Source organism: Glycomyces paridis, from assembly GCF_004912155.1.
GTDB classification, from domain to species: domain Bacteria; phylum Actinomycetota; class Actinomycetes; order Mycobacteriales; family Micromonosporaceae; genus Glycomyces; species Glycomyces paridis.
The window spans coordinates 86,602-105,299 of record NZ_STGX01000003.1 but is presented as its reverse complement, the minus strand read 5'-3'; the positions used below and the strand labels follow the sequence as shown (position 1 = coordinate 105,299).

22 protein-coding genes and 1 pseudogene are annotated in these 18,698 nt (G+C 67.6%); 10 read left to right on the top strand and 13 right to left on the bottom strand.

Annotation, left to right across the window (positions count from 1 at the left end):
• Positions 1 to 37 precede the first annotated feature (37 nt).
• The 5 genes from E9998_RS04690 to E9998_RS04670 all read right to left on the bottom strand — a co-directional run bounded on the left by E9998_RS04690 (position 38) and on the right by E9998_RS04670 (position 4,164).
• Positions 38 to 1,735, bottom strand: coding sequence for a cellulose-binding domain-containing protein (locus tag E9998_RS04690; protein WP_136528551.1), 1,698 nt, complete (start codon positions 1,733 to 1,735; stop codon positions 38 to 40).
• 180 nt (positions 1,736 to 1,915) lie between these two features.
• Positions 1,916 to 2,248 carry an Imm32 family immunity protein gene (locus E9998_RS04685; protein WP_136528550.1) on the bottom strand — a complete coding sequence of 111 codons (333 nt, stop codon included), beginning with the start codon at positions 2,246 to 2,248 and terminating at the stop codon, positions 1,916 to 1,918.
• A gap of 106 nt (positions 2,249 to 2,354) precedes the next feature.
• Positions 2,355 to 2,723, bottom strand: coding sequence for a GNAT family N-acetyltransferase (locus E9998_RS04680; protein ID WP_204745258.1), 369 nt, complete (start codon positions 2,721 to 2,723; stop codon positions 2,355 to 2,357).
• A gap of 161 nt (positions 2,724 to 2,884) precedes the next feature.
• Positions 2,885 to 3,250: a hypothetical protein gene (locus E9998_RS04675; RefSeq protein WP_136528549.1), complete on the bottom strand. Its 366-nt coding sequence runs from the start codon at positions 3,248 to 3,250 to the stop codon at positions 2,885 to 2,887.
• Between the two features lie 47 nt (positions 3,251 to 3,297).
• On the bottom strand, positions 3,298 to 4,164 hold the full coding sequence (locus tag E9998_RS04670; protein ID WP_136528548.1) for a phosphotransferase enzyme family protein: 867 nt from the start codon (positions 4,162 to 4,164) through the stop codon (positions 3,298 to 3,300).
• A gap of 120 nt (positions 4,165 to 4,284) precedes the next feature.
• Between E9998_RS04670 and E9998_RS04665 the strand changes: the two genes are divergently transcribed.
• The 4 genes from E9998_RS04665 to E9998_RS04650 all read left to right on the top strand — a co-directional run bounded on the left by E9998_RS04665 (position 4,285) and on the right by E9998_RS04650 (position 6,868).
• Positions 4,285 to 4,821, top strand: a complete 537-nt coding sequence (locus E9998_RS04665; protein ID WP_136528547.1) for a hypothetical protein — start codon at positions 4,285 to 4,287, stop codon at positions 4,819 to 4,821.
• A 57-nt stretch (positions 4,822 to 4,878) separates the two neighbouring features.
• The gene (locus tag E9998_RS04660; RefSeq protein WP_136528546.1) at positions 4,879 to 5,169 is read left to right on the top strand and encodes a DUF7660 family protein; all 291 of its coding nucleotides are present in this window, start codon (positions 4,879 to 4,881) and stop codon (positions 5,167 to 5,169) included.
• A gap of 91 nt (positions 5,170 to 5,260) precedes the next feature.
• A complete protein-coding gene (locus E9998_RS04655) occupies positions 5,261 to 5,845 on the top strand; it encodes a DinB family protein (protein WP_136528545.1) in 585 nt (194 codons plus the stop codon).
• A gap of 534 nt (positions 5,846 to 6,379) precedes the next feature.
• On the top strand, positions 6,380 to 6,868 hold the full coding sequence (locus E9998_RS04650) for a lamin tail domain-containing protein (RefSeq protein WP_204745257.1): 489 nt from the start codon (positions 6,380 to 6,382) through the stop codon (positions 6,866 to 6,868).
• A gap of 31 nt (positions 6,869 to 6,899) precedes the next feature.
• Here the strand turns inward: E9998_RS04650 and E9998_RS04645 are convergent, their stop codons facing one another.
• The 6 genes and pseudogenes from E9998_RS04645 to E9998_RS04620 form a co-directional block, all read right to left on the bottom strand.
• Positions 6,900 to 7,100, bottom strand: coding sequence for a hypothetical protein (locus E9998_RS04645; protein ID WP_136528544.1), 201 nt, complete (start codon positions 7,098 to 7,100; stop codon positions 6,900 to 6,902).
• A 77-nt stretch (positions 7,101 to 7,177) separates the two neighbouring features.
• A complete protein-coding gene (locus E9998_RS04640; protein WP_136528543.1) occupies positions 7,178 to 7,369 on the bottom strand; it encodes a hypothetical protein in 192 nt (63 codons plus the stop codon).
• Positions 7,370 to 7,456: 87 nt separating this feature from the next.
• Positions 7,457 to 8,221, bottom strand: a pseudogene (locus E9998_RS04635) (GNAT family N-acetyltransferase).
• Between the two features lie 101 nt (positions 8,222 to 8,322).
• Complete coding sequence (locus E9998_RS04630; RefSeq protein WP_136528542.1) at positions 8,323 to 8,562, bottom strand: DUF397 domain-containing protein; 240 nt, start codon at positions 8,560 to 8,562, stop codon at positions 8,323 to 8,325.
• 14 nt (positions 8,563 to 8,576) lie between these two features.
• Positions 8,577 to 8,816 carry a DUF397 domain-containing protein gene (locus tag E9998_RS04625; protein ID WP_136528541.1) on the bottom strand — a complete coding sequence of 80 codons (240 nt, stop codon included), beginning with the start codon at positions 8,814 to 8,816 and terminating at the stop codon, positions 8,577 to 8,579.
• Positions 8,813 to 9,676: a helix-turn-helix domain-containing protein gene (locus tag E9998_RS04620; RefSeq protein WP_136528540.1), complete on the bottom strand. Its 864-nt coding sequence runs from the start codon at positions 9,674 to 9,676 to the stop codon at positions 8,813 to 8,815. Before E9998_RS04620 ends, E9998_RS04625 begins: the two co-directional genes overlap by 4 nt.
• Before the next feature lie 242 nt (positions 9,677 to 9,918).
• On the opposite strand from E9998_RS04620, the gene E9998_RS04615 reads away from it, so the two are divergent.
• Together E9998_RS04615 and E9998_RS04610 are read left to right on the top strand one after the other, a co-directional pair.
• Complete coding sequence (locus E9998_RS04615) at positions 9,919 to 10,302, top strand: hypothetical protein (RefSeq protein ID WP_136528539.1); 384 nt, start codon at positions 9,919 to 9,921, stop codon at positions 10,300 to 10,302.
• Positions 10,295 to 10,645 (top strand): hypothetical protein, encoded by a 351-nt coding sequence (locus E9998_RS04610; protein ID WP_136528538.1) that lies wholly within the window; start codon positions 10,295 to 10,297, stop codon positions 10,643 to 10,645. The genes E9998_RS04615 and E9998_RS04610 overlap by 8 nt, the downstream gene beginning before the upstream one ends.
• A gap of 198 nt (positions 10,646 to 10,843) precedes the next feature.
• On the opposite strand, the gene E9998_RS25155 is transcribed toward E9998_RS04610, so the two are convergent.
• Positions 10,844 to 11,002 carry a hypothetical protein gene (locus E9998_RS25155; RefSeq protein ID WP_158299692.1) on the bottom strand — a complete coding sequence of 53 codons (159 nt, stop codon included), beginning with the start codon at positions 11,000 to 11,002 and terminating at the stop codon, positions 10,844 to 10,846.
• 50 nt (positions 11,003 to 11,052) lie between these two features.
• Entirely contained in the window at positions 11,053 to 12,072 is a 1,020-nt protein-coding gene (locus tag E9998_RS04605; protein WP_136528537.1) for a heme o synthase, read from the bottom strand.
• Positions 12,073 to 12,297: 225 nt separating this feature from the next.
• On the opposite strand from E9998_RS04605, the gene tkt reads away from it, so the two are divergent.
• The 4 genes from tkt to zwf are packed head-to-tail and all read left to right on the top strand — an operon-like array spanning position 12,298 to position 18,690.
• The gene (gene tkt / locus E9998_RS04600) at positions 12,298 to 14,376 is read left to right on the top strand and encodes a transketolase (RefSeq protein WP_240037503.1); all 2,079 of its coding nucleotides are present in this window, start codon (positions 12,298 to 12,300) and stop codon (positions 14,374 to 14,376) included.
• A gap of 37 nt (positions 14,377 to 14,413) precedes the next feature.
• A complete protein-coding gene (gene tal, locus E9998_RS04595) occupies positions 14,414 to 15,535 on the top strand; it encodes a transaldolase (protein WP_136528535.1) in 1,122 nt (373 codons plus the stop codon).
• Complete coding sequence (locus tag E9998_RS04590) at positions 15,532 to 17,148, top strand: glucose-6-phosphate isomerase (RefSeq protein WP_136528534.1); 1,617 nt, start codon at positions 15,532 to 15,534, stop codon at positions 17,146 to 17,148. Before tal ends, E9998_RS04590 begins: the two co-directional genes overlap by 4 nt.
• On the top strand, positions 17,149 to 18,690 hold the full coding sequence (gene zwf / locus E9998_RS04585; protein WP_136528533.1) for a glucose-6-phosphate dehydrogenase: 1,542 nt from the start codon (positions 17,149 to 17,151) through the stop codon (positions 18,688 to 18,690). It abuts the gene before it with no gap.
• Positions 18,691 to 18,698: the final 8 nt, after the last annotated feature.

Here is an 18,698-nt window from a genome sequence, read left to right as displayed (position 1 = left end):
AGGCGGGCCCTCGCTCAATGTTCCGGTTCAGGTCGCGTCAGTTCGGCGAGTGCACCGTCCCGTCGTCCCAGTCGCGGGTCGCGCCGCGCACGTACCAGTTCGCACCCGAGGTGCTCCCCGAGAAGCGCTGCTCGATCGAACCGTCGAACGGCGTCGCCGAGGCGTTGTCGCCGTACGCGTCCGTGTACACGGTCGACGAACCCGACGCCTGGAGCGAGAAGCCCCCGGGCCGGTACTCCCGCAACGCGCCCTTGAACGGCGAGCGCGGATCGTCCCACTGGAGCCGCTGGCCGCCGCCCGCCTGCAACGCCTCGTCGCAGTTCGGACCGCCCAGGAGGTCCGGCTCGTAGCACAGGTCGAGCACGCGGCCGAGGCCGTTCGGCAGCGACGGGTCGTAGTAGCGCTGCGAATCGACCACATAGAACAGCGGCGACATGCTGAAGTTCACGCCCGCGCCGCTGACCTGCGAGTTCCCGAACCAGAAGTCGTCCATGTCGGAGACGTTGAACGGCTGCGGCGTCGGGAACAGCGGGTCGTTGTGCGTGTCGCCCCTGCGGATCGCGTCGATGCACCCGGTCTCGGCGATGAGCCTGCCGGGCGTCACGAACTCCGAGGGCGAGTCCGCCGGCACCGGCGTCCCGACCTCCACGCGCTGCCCGCCGAAGCCCGGGCACTCCGAGGGGCTGAACCCGCCCGCCTCGCCGAACGGCATGAGCATCGCGAAGTCGGCCTGCACGGTCTGGCCGTTCGCGTTGCACTTGATGTTCGCGATGAGCTCGTGCACGTTGTTCTTGAACGCGTCCGGCGAGTGCGTGCCCTGGTGGATCTTCAACAGGATGTCGCACCCGGCGAGCACGGCTCCCTGCGGCGGGAAGAAGGACGTGCCGTTGTCGCCCTGGATCACGTCCACGTTCTCCACGAGGATCTTGTGCCCCACATGGTCCTCGTGCCGGTGGCTGTGCTCGGGCAGGCTGTCCACCTGCACCTCGCTCACGTACCCGAAGGGCGGGAACCCGCTCTCCCCGAACAGCGGCGACTCCCTGGGGTCGTCCCCGTGCTCGTGCCCGAAGGAGCACCCGCTCGCATCCCGCGTCGGATGCCAGGTCGGATAGACCTTCCCGTCGGGTCCGTAGGTCCAGTACCGGGCATGGACCTCATTGGAGCACTCTCCGGAGCGCGGCTCGTACCCCTTCGGGTCGGATTCCTGAATCAACTGGTAGGCCCGGCTCAGCTCCGCATCCGCGGGCGGAAGCCCTTGCCCCCATTCAGGATTGCCCGGATCGGGATCCGGACCGCTCGTCGTGGGCTCGGGATCGACCTGCCCGTCGCACACGTCCCCGTTGATGGAGATCTGCCCCGGCGCGGCACTGCTGCCGCTCCCGATGAACCCGAACACCTCCCGGCTCTGCCCCGAACCGATCGCGGCATTCCAGCCCACGTCGGAACCGGTGAATCGGCCCCCACTCACATTCCAGTCCACGTTCCACGCGGAACTGACCGACGTCCCCGCCGGGAACGTCCAAGCGATCTCCCAACCATTGATGGCCTCACCAGCGGTGATGGTCACATTGGCCTGAAACCCGCCGCCCCACTCACTCACGACGGTGTAGTCCACCTCGCAGCCCTCCTCAGCGAAGGCCTGCCCGGCGCTGACAACACTGACAGCACTGGCGCCCAGCGCAACAACGGCCGCACTGGCAATCCCCAGCCGCTTCCGTCTTCGAATCCCATGCATGTTTCGAGGTCCTTTGTTAATCGCGGCCTCGTCGCGCTCGCAACGGTGAAGGGGGTCCGTCGAGTCGTATCATGCGAACCAGTCCAGGCCAGCTCCCACAGGGAACCACCCCAAACCATCCATCGATACTCCTCTATATCTCAACCCCTTGTCAACCCTCCCCCCAGACCGGACCGGGCATCATTGACCCCAGGGCTCACAGACCATCATCCTCAAAGTCTCCGATTCGCCGTCGAGACCATCGGAGTCCAAGAGGATATCGCTTTTGTTCGGCGCACCTTCTTGAGCAAGCGTCAACAGATCCCGAGCAAGTGAAATCAGTCCCGCTCGATTTCCTTGTATTTCAATCTCACGCCCGAAGCTGTAATCGACAACTGAAACAGTAAGGCGCGTATCCGATTCCCACCAGCTCACGACTCCCATATCGGAGCGATAGGGCCATATTTGAATCCGGATATCGCGAGTCTCCCGTTCGCCATCACGGGGACCACCTACGACTTGTTCTTGTTCCATTTCAACCTCAGATCATAATCTGAACATGCGCTCCGGGCGCAGGACGAAGCAGCAATACGATCAAAACCCATTCGCCATCTACCGTTCGGATCGCAAGCGGAAAGCTTCAGCGGGGAAGAGCCCGGCGCATCTTGACGCAGACGGTCTCGTAGCGCCTGGTCTCGCCGCCCGGGAGTTGCTCGTCCCAGCCGTCGGGGGCGGTGCCGTAGGGGGTGTAGCCGAGGCGCTCGTAGAAGGCCCGGTTCCCTTCGAGATGCTGCTCGTATCGAAGCTCAGCGCGGCTCAGGCCGCGAGCGCGGATGCGGTCCTCAAGACCGCCGACGAGGACGGTGCCGATGCCGCAGCGTTGCAGGAGCGGGTGGACGGCGAGCTGCCAGAGGTAGCCGGCGTCGGAGAACGGCGCGAAGTCGACGCCACCGATGGCCACCGGCACCCCTGCGGGCCCGCAGACCGCGACGTAGTCGACCTCGCCCAATGCCGCCCGATCGAGTTCGGCAGCAACCGAATCGAGATGCAGGCCACCGCCGGACCACCCGCAGCCGGGAAGGTCGTCCACTGTCAGATTGCGAATGGCCAAGGCAAGCGTGACCTCGGCACGCGCCATCGGATTCCCTGCTGGCCCTTCCCGCTGTTCCTTCACGATGCGAGCCTGCCAGTACAGGGGCAAGCGCCGCAACCGCGTTCGTTCGATGTCGCCGGAGCGAGCGCCTCGCCGTCAGCTTGCCCATGCGGGTCACCCGATGCGCTCAGCGTTGATCTCACCCCGCACCCAATCGACGGTCGTGGGGCGATCACCTGTACCTGTCTCGCAGAACTCTTCGAGCGACATCCGATGCCTTGCTTCCAAGGCCTCTCATCGAGCATGAACACCTGATTGTCCCCTGCGCCGATTCCTGCGATCGAAAAGCGCTGCTGCTCGACCGCGACACGGATGAGCTCGGCCTTCTCAAAAGGCGTCTGCGCATGCTTCGTCTTCCCCATGCTGTGAACGGTGAGGATCATGCGAGCTCCTTTTCAGTTACGGGTGTGCCGTTCTGCTGCCGGCGGCCTCAAAGCGCGGTGTCGCGGAGTTCGCGGAAGGCGTGGAGTTGGCCGGCGGTGTAGGTGTCGTCGGCGGTATGGGTGGCTCGTGCGCGGCAGATTTCGAGTCGGAGGCCGTCGCGGATCAGGGGGACGATGAGGTCGCGGTCGACGGGGCGGCCGGTGCGGTGCTCGTAGGCGGTGAGGAAGTCGCGGGCGCGGTCGGGCAGGAGTGTGTCGCCGGTGGTGTTCTTGGAGTGTTCCCAAGTGGCCCAGGCGAGCTCCGATTCGGGCAGGTGGATCCGGAGTTCGTCCCAGTCGATCAGACCGGCGATGGCGCCGTCACGGCGGATGAGGTTTCGGCGGTAGAAGTCGCCGTGCAGGGGCATGCGGGTAGGCCGGCGCCGGACCGCCGCGAGCGCCGCGTCGAGGGTGGGGTCCTGGAGGTCGTCCCAATGCCCGCAGGACTCGCAGCGCGCGACGGGCTGCGGGCGCGGGCCAGGGTCGCTGAGTGCGCTTGCGGCGGTGTGCAGCCGTGCGAGGAGGTCGGCGGCCTGTCTCCGGGCCGTCGGGTCCTCGCGGTCGAGCTGTTGCCCGTCGATCCAGGGCCAGACTGAGACGGGATTGCCCGCCACTTCGATGACGGCGCGGCCGTCGGCGTCTCGCAGCGGGACCACGACCTCCGGTACGAATTCGGCGAGCCGGGCGACCGTCCGATAGACCCATTCCAGGTCGTCCGTAGACCGGAAAGTGGGGCTCACCCGGACGGCGTGCCCGCCGGTTCTCCAGATTTCGCACTCGTCGCCCAGCCCCCGGACCGGCTCGGCGTCGGCAATCGGCAGGCTGAACCGCTCGGCCAGCGCCGAGGCCAGGTTTTCGGGTGGGCGTTCGGGCATTGCCGCAGCCTAATACCCTGGACCGAAGGCGGGGAGGGCGCCGAGCGTCTGCGGCAGCCTGGCGAAGACAAGTTCGCCTGCCTCCCATGAGGACCGGCGACAAATGGAGGCAAAGGAAGCATGAGCAGGCCGAAGCAGGACTGGCCGGTCCAGTGGCACATCACCCCTGACGGCTCCGCGATCAAGGCCTACCCGAAGGCGAAGGACCACTCCAATCCGCAGCAGAAACCGCCGGAGGGCCTGAAGTACCTCCGCTACCGCACCACGCGGCCACTGGAGTTGTCGGACCTGTACGCCCTCGAAGCCGACCTCGCCGGCTCCAACGCCCGCTTCGACCGCGTCAGCACCGTGCCGCTGATCGCGGGCGGCGCCGGGCTGCTCGGGTTGGTCCTCGCATCGCTCGTCTTCCCGATGCTCGATCTCGAAGGGACGCCCGCGAACGCCCTCTTCACGGTCTCGATTCCGTTGCTCGCCATCGGCCTCCTCGGAATGCTGATCCTCCCCGGTCTCATGCGCTCCCGCTTCGAACGTCTCCACACGGCTCACGGGCTCGCCTCCTCCACCCCAGAGGTGTTGAAGGAGCCCGAGGCCAGAAAGGCCGTCGAGACCCCAGGAACCGTCTCCGGTCCGAGCATCGGTCACAGCGAAACGCCCTGACGAGGCGCACCCCGCCCTGACTTCAGGATCGCAAGCGTCACCAGCGAACATGACTACATGAGCAACACCGCTGGAACCGGCCGCTTCGCCTCCATTTCCGATGCCGACCTCGCCGCCGTCGGTTCGTATGCCGATGCCGCGCGAATCGTCGAGTCGATGCGCGAGGACCTGATCGCCCACCCCGGGGAGTGGGAGAACTCGAACTTGGAGCGATTCCTGGATGCCCTGGCCGCCGTCTTGGAGTCCCTCCCCCGCAACCCCGGTCTGAGCAACCGCGACCAGGACCTCACCGGGCCCGCTTGGCAGGTCATCGCCGGCGCCCTTGTCGGTGCCAGCGGCTACGAGTAAGCGAGCTCCATGGACGGACAGGTCCGCTGGCGGTCGCGAGTCAAGTATGGGATCGCGGGTTCGAGGACGGTGTGTGGCAGGCTCTTGCGGCATGATCGATGATTTCGCGAAGGACCATCTGCTCGGGCGGCTGCGGCGGGATCGCCAGGCGTTGGTGTGGAAGCTCGACGGTTTGTCTGAGTACGATGCCCGCCGACCGTTGACGGCGACCGGGACCAACCTGCTCGGCCTGGTCAAACATGTCGCCAGTGTCGAGGCCAGGTATTTCGGTGAGGTTTTTGATCGGCCCTCGCCAGAGCCGTTGCCGCGCTGGCAGGACGCGGACGGCAGTGACCTGTGGGCGGCCGAGCACGAGAGTCGCGATGAGATCATCGAGTCGTACCGGCGCACGTGGGCGCATTCGGACGCGACGATCAGCGAGCTGCCTCTCGACGCCGCCGGTCGTGTGCCTTGGTGGCCTGAGCCGTACACCGACACCACCCTGTTCGCGGTCCTGGTCCATGTGCTCGGGGAGACCATCCGGCACACCGGGCAGGCCGACATCCTGCGCGAGGGCCTCGACGGCCGAACCGGGCTGCGCCCCGAACAGGAGCAGCCGATCGACGAGGAAGCCCGCGCCACATATTGCGCGAAGATCGAGCAGGCCGCCAGATCCGCGGGACGAATCGAGCCTTGATCCTGGCCCGGCAGCAGTGGCCTCGCTTCGAAACGGCGGCGGGACCATCGGAAAGGAAAGCCGACCTACTCGCGATCGACCGCGTTCGAGGCGATCTCGGATTTCTCGCTCGCCGTCGGCGGTGACGGCGCTCCCCAGGAAGAGGCAGAACGGTGCTCCTCCGTGAAGCGCGGCCAGGCGAATGCGAGCCCCTCGGCTACGCGCACCAGCGGTACAAGGGAAAGTTCGACCACCTGGTGTGCGAGTTCGAGGGTTGGCCCTGCCCGCGCTGCACCGAGCTGAACTATGACGCCGAGTGCACTTGCAGTCTCAACTGCTGGTTTCGCACTTGCCGACACTTTCCGGCCGAGGATCTCACCTAAGAACCACCGTCTGCGGCCTGCGGGAATGGAGGCGCTACAGGTGGCGACAGGTACCGGCACGCGCCCCCACAGCAAATCCGAGAAGCGCTAACATTTATCCTCAGTCGCTCGAACATGCACACGAGATGCGATTCGAGCCCACCCTTCATTTCAGAACAATGAGGACATTCTGATGATTAAGAAGACGCTTATGGTCATCGGCCTAGCCGTCGCCACCCTCGTTGCCACCGCGGTCCCGGCCTCCGCCACGGAATACTCGTCGGCCCTCAAGATCCAAGGAGTCCAGTACAACGCGCCCGGCCCCGACGACAACCGCTGCTCGGGAGGGAACACCTCCAAGGAGTACCTGACCATCAGGAACTACTCCAAGACTGCGACGGTCAACCTCCGGGGCTACCGGGTGAAGGACGCTGTCGGCAACAGCTTCACGTTCACCGCCGACCACTACCTCCAGCCCGGCGACTACGTCCGGCTTCGCGGCGGCAACGGCAACGATTCGGACGCGAACAACGTCGTCTACCGGGACAACTGCAACTTCATCTGGAACAACACCGGCGACTCCATCTATCTCTACAAGCCGTCGGGCACGGGCGCGGACTCCCACTCCTACAAACCGGGGCGCGATGACGCCGACGGCAACGGCTACGTCACCTTCCACTGAGCCCTGCAGCGCGCAGCGCTCAGAACCGGCTTCAAGTCCATCGACGAAGGTCAGGCGTGCTGACCCCAGCCATGTTCGGTGAGTGACCAGCGGCGGAGAGGTTCGTGGCGCGATCCTGGCGCAGCCGCTCGTTCTCGGCGCGGAGCTTCCGGTTCTCTTCGGCGATCACGGCGTCGTAGCCTACGAGGCCCTCGTTCTCGCTGGTCGGGCGTCGAACCTGGGTGATTCGCATTGCCGCTTCCGGTGCTTTTCACCCAGGTGCGCACCGCCTGGACGATGCAGCCGGTGAGGCGCTGGAGCGGCTGCGGGTCAACGGGGTTCGGTTAGCCAGGCGGGGAGTGCGTCGAAGAGGGCTAGGCCGATGCAGAGGGCGCCGAGTAGTAGTCCGATGGCGAGGAAGACGAGTGAGGCGAGGGCCCACGGGAGTTCCTTGTCGGCTTGGCAGAGGGGACAGGTCCAGCCGCGGCGGTTGTGGTGCCAGCCGTCGAGCTTGGCCATCATCGCGGCGGATTCCTCGGTCGTGGCGGACGGTCCCCAGCCGCCGCATCGGCGGCAGATTACTCGGTGCATTGTTGCGGCCCAACGTGTTCAAGGGTTGATCGCGTGTTCGGTGAAGTGGCCGGAAGGGTGGAAGCCGAGGCGGCGGTAGACGGGTTCTCCTGCGGCGGACGCCTGGAGGACCGCCACGCGGTGGCCGCGCTCGCGGGCCGTGTGGAGGGCCGCGAGGGGGATGGCGCCCCCCTAGCCGAGGCGGCGGTGGTCGGCGAGGGTGGAGATGTTGTAAACGCCCGCGACGTCCGCGTGGAGGAAGACCTCGGCGGAGCAGACAGGAAGGCCGTCGACGTAGCCGACCAGGTACCGGGCTGGACTCTGCGCGGCCAGCGCCTGCGGGGCGGCCTCGGCGAAGAAGCGGCGCACCGTGTCGGCGGGCAGATCCCAGTTCGCGGCAAGGACGTTCGCATAGTCGGCGAGCTGCTCAACGGCGGAGACGGGATGGATGTCGAGGCCCTCGACGGCAATCCGGGGCGGGATTTCGTTCAGGTCGGCCCACATCGCCGTCTCCGTTTCGGAGGCGGGGAAGCCCGCGGCGGCGAGTCGGGTGGCGAGGTCGGACGGTGTCGAGCCGGGCCCGACCCACCACGAGAAGTGACGACCCGCCCGGGACACCGCCTGTACGGTCTCAGCGATCCGAGCCGAAGCGGTCGCGGCGCTGAAGCGGGCCCCAGCGACGATGTTGAACGTGTCGTCATCCAGCCCGCTGTCGGCGATCAGGAGGTCACCCGTCTCCGAGACGCCCGCACCGGTCATCTTCCGATGCAGGTGACAAGCGTGTTCCGCCAGATTCCGGTCCATCCGGACTGCCAAGTCGGCTTCGCTCAGGTCACCATCGCTCATGAGGACCGATCCCAGCATGATCCAGCGACGAGCGCACCTGAATTGGGCCCGATGGCCTTTCAGTCGGCGAAGTCGAACTCGCCGTCTTTAGCGCCTGCCAGGAACGCCACCCACTCCGCCCGGGTGTAGACGATCGGAGGCGCCTCGCGGTGCTGCGAGTGTCGGAGCGCAACGCGCCCAGAGTCGTCGCTGAAGAAGCCCGCTTCGACGCACTGGCCGCTGTTGTCTGGGCTGCGAGTGCTCTTCTGCCAGCGGATTCCTGCCAGCTCCTCGGCTGACAGGTCTTGATCGGTGGTCACACGATCCTCCGGACCTAGCTGTTGAAGTCGAACTCGCCGACCTTGGCACCCGCGAGGAACGCGGTCCACTCGGCCCGGGTGTACACGATCAGCGAGCCCTCGGGGTGACGGGAGTGGCGAACCGCGACTCGCCCAGAGCCGTCAACCAAAGGACCAGCCTCGACACATTGACCGTTGCCGCTGGTGCTGCGAGAGCTCTTACGCCAACGGATTCCAGCAAGCTCGCCTGCCGAGAGCTGCTGTTGGGTGCTCATTCCATCTCCTTCAATCGATCCGCGATCAAGTCTCGGGACCGCTCCGCTGGTAGTGCCGCTCGGTCAAGATCCTGCCACACAGCTTCGAAAATACTCGCCCTGGGTTCCTCGACATACAGGCCACCAGCACGGGTTTCGACATGCGCGACTGCCGGATAGGGCTCTGGAAGCTCATACAGTGTGAAGGTTCCCTCAGATCCCTTGTGCGGCCCTGATTCCTCAGGGATGAAGCGAATCGTGAGGTTCTCGCGTTCGGAAAGCTCCAGCAGGTGCTTGAGCTGGGCCCGCGAGACTTCGAGCGAACCTGTGATGCGCCGCAGAATCGAAGCCTCAAAGATTGCCTCGATGAGCGGAGCTTTCTTGGCTGTCAGGATCTGCTGCCGGTCGATTCGGAGGTCGGTCCATCGAGCGATCTGGTTCGCAGATTCGGTCCCGAAGCGAAGTTCAGTGATCACGGAGGTCGCGTACTCGCGAGTTTGGAACAGTCCATACACAAGGAAGTGCTGGTAGGCCAAGATGCGAGTCGCCCGGCTCTCCAACCAGGGAACATTAACGAAGTCCTTGCCAAAGTCGTCTCTGTGGCTGTCCCACCAGTCTCGCTGCCAGGCGTCTTCACAGATCTGTTCCAGGTCGGCGCGCTGCTGCGAATCGGAGACATCGTAGAGCGTCATCAACGCGCTCAAATCAGCCTTGCGGAGCGGATACTCGCCGTTCTCGTAGCGGCTCACGGTGCTGGCGTCTCGTTGGAGATACTCGCCCGCCACCCGCAGCGACATCTTCTTGGCCATGCGGAGTTCACGGAGTTTCTCGCCGAGCCATTGAGAGCGGAGCGAGGGGCCGGGGCCGGTGATGATCGCCATCGATACTCCAATCCTCTGTCGGAGAACCGACAGAAAAAGACGCGCCCGATCGAGCGAGGCAATATTGCCTCAGTCGATGATGTGTGCCATGATACCAACCAGGCACGAGGAACGCACTAGGGGATTCCGGGGACGGGGTTCGTGAGTTCGGGCATTTCGCGCCCTCAAATAAGCCGACCGGGGCGGGACCGAAGCTTGGTACCCGAGGCCCGCCCCGGTCTTTCGACATCGGAGGTAGATCCGTGTCCAGACCCATTGTCACCTACTTGCCGGGCGGGGCCAACCCTGATCCGGCGCGCGTCCCGTCGCTCGAACGGGGGACCTTTACCGATGGCCGCCACAACTTCGGGGTCCGGGCATCCTCCGCGAACTCCCCCGATTCGTTCCAGGTCTATACCGGCGACAGCCGCGACATCGTCCTGATCATCTCCGGCCTGAACTCCGGCGAGCTCAAAGCCACCTGGGGACCCGAGTGGCGCTCGATGGGCGCCGAGTGGAAGTCCTGGGCCGAGGAGTCCGCCTTCCGCGTCTTCTACTCGGGCCACCGGATCGGCACGCCGGGGGCTCCGACCGTGGCCCGCACCAGCCGCCCGCGGCCCGAGGCGACGAGGTACTGCAATGGCTGATGCGACCACGTTGGCCGACCCGGAACCGCAGCGGAACCGCCGCTCGGACGGCGCATCGGGACTGGTCGGTTACCTCGGGGACTTCACCAGGGGCCCGGCCGTCTTCACCGTCTACGACCTCGGGCCCGAGACCGGCGTGTACCCGGCCGGGCCGAACCGCTACCTGATCGACTGCGAGGACGGCGCCCGGCCGTACGAGATCTGCCGGTTCACGGGTGACCTGGAGGACCCGCCCGTCTGGCGCGGGGCCTGGAACGACGACCCTTGGTGCCCCTGGATCCTGGCCAAGGCCCGCAAACTCGCGGCAGGTTCCAAGTCCGGGTCCCGATCCGGTTCGACCTGACAACGGCCGGAAGCGAACACGGGAGCCGACCCGAGCAGGGCCGGAATCGAATGCGAGGGCCGACCGGTCCGGTGGGGATCGGTCGGCCCTCAGTCGCGCTCAGCACTGTTCCGTGCTGCTCCATGCTGCTCCGTGTTGCTTTCTCGCTGACTTTCTCTGCTCTGTCGATGCTTCGTCGTGCGCGAAGGCGGATCGCCGCTAACACCAGATGTCGTCCTTGGTGCCCTCGGGGCACACGTCGAGGACGCCGTTCTCACGCGTCGCCTCATCGACGGCCCCATCGATGATCCGGAACACCAGCACCGCCCCGACCGCGAAGAGGATGAGCGCGACCAGCAGGACCAGAAGGGATTTCACTCCCGCAGCCTAGACCCGGCGATGCCCGCGGGTCGACCGTGCGTGGTGGCCTACATGAGGAAGGAGTCGACCGCCAGCGCGAGGAACAGCAGCGTCAGGTAACTGGTGGACCAGTGGAAGAGACGCATCGGCTTGGGGTCCTCGCCGCGGTTGACGCGGCCGAGGAGCTTGTGGCACTCCCACACGAACAGGCCGCCCGTGACGACCGCGACGATGCCGTAGAGCCAGGTCGTGCCGGGCTGGAGGAGCATCGGCACGACGGAGACGGCGAGCATCGCCCAGCCGTAGACCACGGACTCGACGGCGACGCGCTTGGCGGGGGCGACGACGGGGAGCATCGGGATGCCGGCGGCGGCGTAGTCGTCCTTGAACTTCATGGCGAGCACGTAGAAGTGCGGGGGCTGCCAGAGGAAGACCACGGCGAACAGGACCCAGGCCATCCACGACATGTGCCCGGTGACGGCCGCCCAGCCGATGAGCACGGGGGCCGCGCCGCAGGCGCCGCCCCAGACGGTGTTGTACGGGGTGGTGCGCTTGAGCCAGATCGTGTAGACGACGTCGTAGTAGACGATGGCGCCGAAGGTGAGGGCGGCGGCGAGCCAGTTGACGAGCAGGCCCATGCCGAGGACCGCGATCGCGCCGATGACGAGCCCGAAAATGAGGGCGTTGCGCGGCGGGATCTGGTGCTTGGCGAGGGGGCGGCGCGAGGTGCGGCGCATGAGCTGGTCGATGTCGCGGTCGATGTAGCAGTTGATCGCGTTGGCCGAGCCGGCGGCGAGGGCGCCGCCGAGGAGGGTGGCGAGGACGGCCGTCAAGGACGGGAGCGCGTCGTACTCGATGCGGGCGGCGACGAGCATCGCCGGGACGGTGGTGATGAGGAGCAGCTCGACGATGCGGGGCTTCGTGAGCGAGACGTAGGCGCCGACGAGTGCGCGCCAGCCCGGCCGGGTGTCCTGGGCGGCACCGGGTTCGGGGAGTTCGATGCGCTTGCGGGCGGGCCGGGGGCGGTCGGCGAGGGCGCCGTTGGCGCCGGGGGCCTGCAAGTCGGTGCGGGTCGGGTCCTCGTTCATCACCGCCCACCATACGGTCTGTGCGGTTGTGACCGGGGCCTGGGTCGATGGCCCCTACCAGGGCCTTTCGGGTGCGAGGATTGCTCGTGGGCGGGTTCACAACGCGCCGAATTTCGCCCTGCGAGAGACCGCGCATAAAGTTCAGCCTGTGTAGGTAGGGTCAGAAGGCACACGTCAAGGGCCCAAATACGACGAGCATCAATACGAGTATCAAGGAGTATCGCAGTGGCACAGTTCGAGTGGACCGAACTCGATCAGCAAGCGGTTGACACGGCGCGCCTGCTGGCCGCCGACGCGGTCCAGAAGGCCGGCAACGGCCACCCGGGCACCGCGATGAGCCTGGCTCCGGTCGCACACACCCTGTTCCAGAAGGTCATGCGCCACGACCCGAGCGAGCCCGAGTGGGAGGGCCGCGACCGCTTCGTGCTCTCGTGCGGGCACTCCAGCTTGACGCTGTACGTGCAGCTGTACCTGGCCGGGTACGGCCTGGAGCTCTCCGACCTGGAGAGCCTGCGCCAGTGGAACTCGCTGACCCCCGGCCACCCCGAGGTGGGCCACACCGCGGGCGTCGAGACGACCACCGGCCCGCTGGGCCAGGGCCTGGCGACCGCCGTGGGCATGGCGATGGGCGCGCGCCGCGAGCGCGGCCTGTTCGACCCCGAGCCGGCGGTGGGCGAGAGCCTGTTCGACCACTACGTGTACGTCCTGGCCTCCGACGGCGACATCGAGGAGGGCGTGACGCACGAGGCGTCGGCGCTCGCCGGTGTGCAGGAGCTGGGCAACCTGGTCCTCATCTACGACGACAACGAGATCTCGATCGAGGACGACACGAACATCGCCCTGATCGAGGACGTGGCGAAGCGCTACGAGGCCTACGGCTGGCACGTGCAGACCGTGGACTGGAAGGCCGGGTCCGAGTACAACGAGGACCCGAAGGCCCTCTACGAGGCGATCGAGAAGGCCAAGGCCGTCACCGACAAGCCCTCGCTGATCCGCCTGAAGACCATCATCGGCTGGCCGGCCCCCAAGAAGCAGAACTCCTACGCCGCGCACGGCTCGGCCCTGGGCGCCGACGAGATCGCCGCGACCAAGGAGATCCTCGGCTTCGACCCCGCAAAGTCCTTCCACGTGTCGGACGAGGTCCTCGCGCACACCCGTTCCGCGGTCACCCGCGGGCAGGCCAAGCGCGCCGCGTGGCAGACCGAGTTCAACAACTGGGCCGCCGAGCACCCCGAGAAGAAGGCCCTGCACGACCGCCTGTGGGCGGGCGAGTTCCCCGAGGGCTTCGAGGACGCGTTCCCCGAGTTCGAGGCCTCCGCGAAGGGCGTCGCGACCCGTTCGGCCTCCGGCAAGGTGCTCTCGGCGCTCGCGCCGGTGCTGCCCGAGCTGTGGGGCGGCTCGGCCGACCTGGCCGGCTCCAACAACACCACGATGGACGGCGAGGAGTCGTTCCTGCCGCTGTCGCGCCAGACCAAGACCTACCCGGGCAACCCGTACGGCCGCACCCTCCACTTCGGCATCCGCGAGTTCGGCATGGGCGCGATCCTCAACGGCATCAAGCTCCACGGCCCGACCCGCCCCTACGGCGGGACGTTCCTGGTCTTCTCCGACTACATGCGCCCCGCGGTGCGCCTGGCCGCGCTCATGAAGACCCCCGTGGTCTACGTGTGGACGCACGACTCGATCGGCCTCGGCGAGGACGGCCCGACCCACCAGCCGGTCGAGCACCTCGCGGCGCTGCGCGCGATCCCGGGCCTGGACGTCGTCCGCCCCGGCGACGCCAACGAGACCGCCGTGGTCTGGAAGACCCTGCTGGGCAAGACCGACCGCCCCGCGGCGCTCGCGCTGACGCGCCAGAACATCCCGGTCTACGACCGCACGAAGTTCGCCTCGGCCGAGGGCGCCGCGAAGGGCGCGTACACGCTCCTCGACACCGAGGGCACCCCCGACGTGATCCTGCTGGGCTCCGGCTCGGAGGTCCAGCTGGCCGTCGAGGCCGCCGAGACCCTCGCCGCCGAGGGCGTCAAGGCCCGCGTCGTGTCGGTCCCGTCGATCGAGTGGTTCCAGGAGCAGGACGAGGCCTACCGCGAGTCGGTGCTGCCCAAGGCGGTCAAGGCCCGCGTGTCCGTCGAGGCCGGCATCGCGCTGTCCTGGAGGGACCTCGTGGGTGACGCGGGAGTCAGCGTCTCCCTGGAACACTTCGGTGCCTCCGCGCCGTTCGAGAAGTTGTACGAGGAGTTCGGCATCACCGCCTCCGCCGTCGCGGACGCGGCCCGCTCCTCCATCAAGAAGGCACAGCAGTAGCAGGCAAGCGGAACTAGCTGGAAGGCTGGAGGAACCGATGAGCGCGAACGAGAATCTCGCCGGTCTGTCGGCGGCGGGGGTGTCGGTCTGGCTCGACGACATCTCGCGCGAGCGACTGGAGACGGGCAACCTGAAGGAACTCATCGCCGGGTCGTCCGTCGCGGGCGTCACGTCGAACCCGTCCATTTTCGCCGCCGCCCTGAGCAAGGGCAGCGGTTACGACGAGCAGATCGCGGACCTCGCGGTCCGGAAGGTGAGCGTCGACGAGGCCGCTCGCGCCATCACCACCTTCGACATCCGCTGGGCGGCGGACGTCCTGGCCACGGTCTTCGAGACCACCGGTGGCCAGGACGGCCGCGTGTCCATCGAGGTCGACCCCCGCCTCGCCCACGAGACCGAGGCGACCATCGCCGAGGCCAAGGCCCTGTGGTGGGCCGTGGACCGCCCCAACACCATGATCAAGATCCCGGCCACCGAGGCCGGGCTCCCCGCCATCACCGCCGCGATCGGCGAGGGCATCAGCGTCAACGTGACGCTGATCTTCTCCCTGGAGCGCTACCGGGGCGTCATGGACGCCTACATGGCCGGCCTGGAGATCGCGAAGGGCAAAGGCCTCGACCTCTCAACGATCCGCTCGGTCGCCTCGTTCTTCGTGTCCCGCGTGGACTCCGAGATCGACAAGCGGCTCGACGGCATCGGCACCGACGAGGCCCTGGCGCTCAAGGGGAAGGCCGCCGTCGCCAACGCGCGACTGGCCTACCAGGAGTTCGAGAACGCGTTCGCGACCGGGCGCTGGGAGGCGCTGGCCGCGGCCGGGGCCGTCCCGCAGCGCCCGCTGTGGGCGTCCACGTCGGTCAAGAACCCCGACTACCGCGACGTCCTCTACGTCGAGGACCTCATCGCCCCCGGCACCGTCAACACCATGCCCGAGGGCACCCTCCACGACTTCGCCGACCACGGTGAGGTCGAGGCCGACACGATCCGGCCGCACTACGCCGACGCCGCGACCGTCATGCTCCGCCTGGAGCGGGTCGGCGTCGACTACGCCGACGTCGTGAAGGTCCTCGAAGACGAAGGCGTGGACAAGTTCATCGTCAGCTGGAAGCAGCTGCTGGAGCAGATCGAGTCCAAGCTCAACACGAGCGGAGCACAGAAGTGAGCGAGCCGATGGGCAAGATGGAAGCCGCCGGAGGCCTCGCGGTCACCACCGGCGTCGACGTGAACGCTGGCGTCGACCGGCTCAGGGCCGAAGGCGTGCCCGCCAAGGTCGCCGCCAAGGACGCCACCCTGTGGGGCCCCGAAGCGGAGGAGGAGGCCGCGATCCGGCTCGGCTGGGTCGACACGTTCGTGCAGTCCAAAGAGCTCGTCGCGCCGCTCGCGAAGCTGCGCGCCGAACTCGGCGAGCAGGGCGTCGACCACATCGCCCTCGCGGGCATGGGCGGCTCCTCGCTCGCGCCCGAGGTCATCTCCCGGACCCTGGACCTGGGCATCAGCATCCTCGACACCACCGACCCCGGCCAGATCCTGGCCGAACTCGGCGAGGCCTCGCTGCGGCGCACCGCCGTGGTCGTCTCCTCCAAGTCCGGCTCGACCGTGGAGACCGACTCGCAGCGCCGCGCCTTCGAGGCCGCGTTCGAGGCCGTCGGCGTCACCGACCACGCCAAGCGGTTCGTGTTCGTCACCGACCCCGGCTCGGCGCTGGAGGAGCTGGCGACCGCGCAGGGCTCGCACCTGTTCCTCGCCGACGCCACCGTGGGCGGGCGCTACTCGGCGCTGACCGCGTTCGGCCTCGTGCCGACCGCGCTCGCGGGCGCCGACATCGCCGAGCTCATCGACCAGGCCGAGACCTTCGCGGCCACCATCGGCTCCGACGGGGACGACCCGGCCGTGGTGCTCGGCGCGGTCATCGCCGCCAAGCAGACGATCACCATCGCCGACGACGGCACCGGCATCGTCGGCCTCGGCGACTGGGCCGAGCAGCTCATCGCCGAGTCCCTCGGCAAGGACGGCAAGGGGACCCTCCCGGTCGTCCTCGAAGGACCCGCCGCCCCCGGCGCTCGCGGCGCCGACCGCGTCTACGCCACCGTCGGCGGTTCCTCCACGGGCCTGCCCTCGTCCGGCTCGGCGCTGGCGATGCCCGACGTGGTCGTCAACGGCCCGCTCGGCGCGCAGTTCCTCGCGTGGGAGCTCGCGACCGCGTACGCCGGGTACCTCATCGGCATCGACCCGTTCAACCAGCCGAACGTCACCGAGTCGAAGAACAACACCAACCGCATCCTCGCCGACGGCCTGCCCGAGGAGCGCCCGCACGCCGTGGACGGCGCGGTCGAGATCTACGGCTCGCACGCCGAGACCGTCGCCGGGGCGCTCGGGGAGATCCTCACCGACGCCGACAGCGAGGGCGCGTACATCGCCGTCCTGGCCTACCTCGACCGGATCGACGACGCTGACCTGGCGAAGCTCCGCGCCGAACTGGCCGACCGGACCGGCGCGCCCGTCACCTGGGGCTGGGGACCGCGGTTCCTGCACTCCACCGGGCAGTTCCACAAGGGCGGGCGCCAGACCGGCGTGTTCCTCCAGATCACCGGCGCCAGCGCCGAGGACCTCGACATCCCCGGCCGCGACTACACCTTCGCGGGCCTCCAGGCCGCGCAGGCCGCCGGGGACCGCCAGGCCCTCCAGTCCCGCGAGCGCCCGATCGTGCGCCTGCACCTGACCGACCGCGAGCGCGGCGTCAACCAGGTGCTCCACGCGGTGCGGGAGCTGAGCTAGATGAGCGACGCCCCTGCGACCCACGTCAACCCGCTCCGCGACCCGGCCGACCGGCGGCTGCCGCGCATCCCCGAGCCATGCGCCCTGGTGATCTTCGGCGTGACCGGCGACCTCGCGAAGAAGAAGCTCATCCCGGCGATCTACGACCTCGCCAACCGGGGCCTGCTCCCGGCGTCGTTCGTCATCGTCGGTTTCGCCCGCCGCGACTGGGGCGACGAGACCTTCGAGGAGATGTCCCGCGAGGCCGCCAAGGCCCACGCGCGCACGCCGTGGCGCGAGGAGGTCTGGGCGCGCCTGGCCGGCAACTTCAAGTTCGTGCAGGGCGCGTTCGACGACGACGCGGCCTTCGACCGGCTCGACGCGACCGTGGACGACCTGCGGATCACGCACGGCATCGTCGGCAACGCGGCGATGTACTTCTCGATCCCGCCGCTGGCGTTCCCGACCGTGCTCAAGCAGCTCAAGCGGACCGGCATGTCGGACAACCGCCAGGACGGCGGCGGCTGGCGCCGCGTCGTGGTCGAGAAGCCCTTCGGCGAGGACCGCGCGTCCGCGTCGGAGCTCAACGAGCTCGTCGACCAGGTGTTCACCGCGCCCGACGTGTTCCGCATCGACCACTACCTCGGCAAGGAGACGGTGCAGAACATCTTCGCGCTGCGCTTCGCGAACGCGATGTTCGAGCCGATCTGGAACTCCAACTACGTCGACCACGTGCAGATCACGATGGCCGAGGACGTCGGCATCGGCACCCGGGCGGGGTTCTACGACGACAACGGCGCGGCCCGCGACGTCCTCCAGAACCACGTGCTCCAGCTCCTCGCCATCGCGGCGATGGAGCAGCCCAACGGGTTCGAGGCCGAGGAGATCCGCACCGAGAAGCTGAAGGTCCTGCGGGCCATCAAGCTCCACGACGATCTCGAGGCGACCGCGATCCGCGGCCAGTACACCGACGGCTGGGTGCAGGGCCGCCCCGTCAAGGGCTACCTGGCCGAGGACAACATCCCGCAGACCTCGACCACCGAGACGTACGCGGCGGTCCAGATCGGCATCCAGAACCGGCGCTGGAACGGCGTGCCGTTCTACCTGCGCACCGGGAAGCGGCTGCCCAAGCGCGTCACCGAGATCGCGGTGGTCTTCAAGGAGGCCCCGCACATGCCGTTCGCCGACTACGACACGACGACCCTGGGGAACAACCAGCTGGTCATCCGGGTCCAGCCGGACGAGGGCATCACGGTGAAGTTCGGCTCGAAGGTCCCGGGCACCGGCATGGAGCTGCGGGACATCTCGATGGGCTTCGGCTACGGCGAGACGTTCACCGAGTCGAGCCCCGAGGCGTACGAGCGGCTCATCCTGGACGTGCTGCTGGGCGACAAGACGCTGTTCCCCGACGCGCAGGAGGTCGACGCCTCGTGGGCGGTCATCGACCCGCTCGAAGAGTACTGGGAGAGCACGAAGCCCGAGCCGTACGAGTCCGGGACGTGGGGCCCCGCCGGGGCCGACCTCATGCTGCAATCCTCCGGCCGCCGCTGGCGCCGGGCCTAGAAGGGGAG

What these genes read in the sequence shown, in the direction of transcription:
- E9998_RS04685 (WP_136528550.1), bottom strand. Translation starts at nt 2,248, where the DNA reads ATGGAACAAGAACAAGTCGTAGGTGGTCCCCGTGATGGCGAACGGGAG.
- E9998_RS04645 (WP_136528544.1), bottom strand. Translation starts at nt 7,100, where the DNA reads ATGCGAATCACCCAGGTTCGACGCCCGACCAGCGAGAACGAGGGCCTC.
- E9998_RS04675 (WP_136528549.1), bottom strand. Translation starts at nt 3,250, where the DNA reads ATGATCCTCACCGTTCACAGCATGGGGAAGACGAAGCATGCGCAGACG.
- E9998_RS04660 (WP_136528546.1), top strand. Translation starts at nt 4,879, where the DNA reads ATGAGCAACACCGCTGGAACCGGCCGCTTCGCCTCCATTTCCGATGCC.
- E9998_RS04690 (WP_136528551.1), bottom strand. Translation starts at nt 1,735, where the DNA reads ATGCATGGGATTCGAAGACGGAAGCGGCTGGGGATTGCCAGTGCGGCC.
- E9998_RS04625 (WP_136528541.1), bottom strand. Translation starts at nt 8,816, where the DNA reads ATGAGCACCCAACAGCAGCTCTCGGCAGGCGAGCTTGCTGGAATCCGT.
- E9998_RS04620 (WP_136528540.1), bottom strand. Translation starts at nt 9,676, where the DNA reads ATGGCGATCATCACCGGCCCCGGCCCCTCGCTCCGCTCTCAATGGCTC.
- E9998_RS04605 (WP_136528537.1), bottom strand. Translation starts at nt 12,072, where the DNA reads ATGAACGAGGACCCGACCCGCACCGACTTGCAGGCCCCCGGCGCCAAC.
- E9998_RS04665 (WP_136528547.1), top strand. Translation starts at nt 4,285, where the DNA reads ATGAGCAGGCCGAAGCAGGACTGGCCGGTCCAGTGGCACATCACCCCT.
- E9998_RS04655 (WP_136528545.1), top strand. Translation starts at nt 5,261, where the DNA reads ATGATCGATGATTTCGCGAAGGACCATCTGCTCGGGCGGCTGCGGCGG.
- E9998_RS04650 (WP_204745257.1), top strand. Translation starts at nt 6,380, where the DNA reads ATGATTAAGAAGACGCTTATGGTCATCGGCCTAGCCGTCGCCACCCTC.
- E9998_RS04670 (WP_136528548.1), bottom strand. Translation starts at nt 4,164, where the DNA reads ATGCCCGAACGCCCACCCGAAAACCTGGCCTCGGCGCTGGCCGAGCGG.
- E9998_RS04610 (WP_136528538.1), top strand. Translation starts at nt 10,295, where the DNA reads ATGGCTGATGCGACCACGTTGGCCGACCCGGAACCGCAGCGGAACCGC.
- E9998_RS04640 (WP_136528543.1), bottom strand. Translation starts at nt 7,369, where the DNA reads ATGATGGCCAAGCTCGACGGCTGGCACCACAACCGCCGCGGCTGGACC.
- zwf (WP_136528533.1), top strand. Translation starts at nt 17,149, where the DNA reads ATGAGCGACGCCCCTGCGACCCACGTCAACCCGCTCCGCGACCCGGCC.
- tal (WP_136528535.1), top strand. Translation starts at nt 14,414, where the DNA reads ATGAGCGCGAACGAGAATCTCGCCGGTCTGTCGGCGGCGGGGGTGTCG.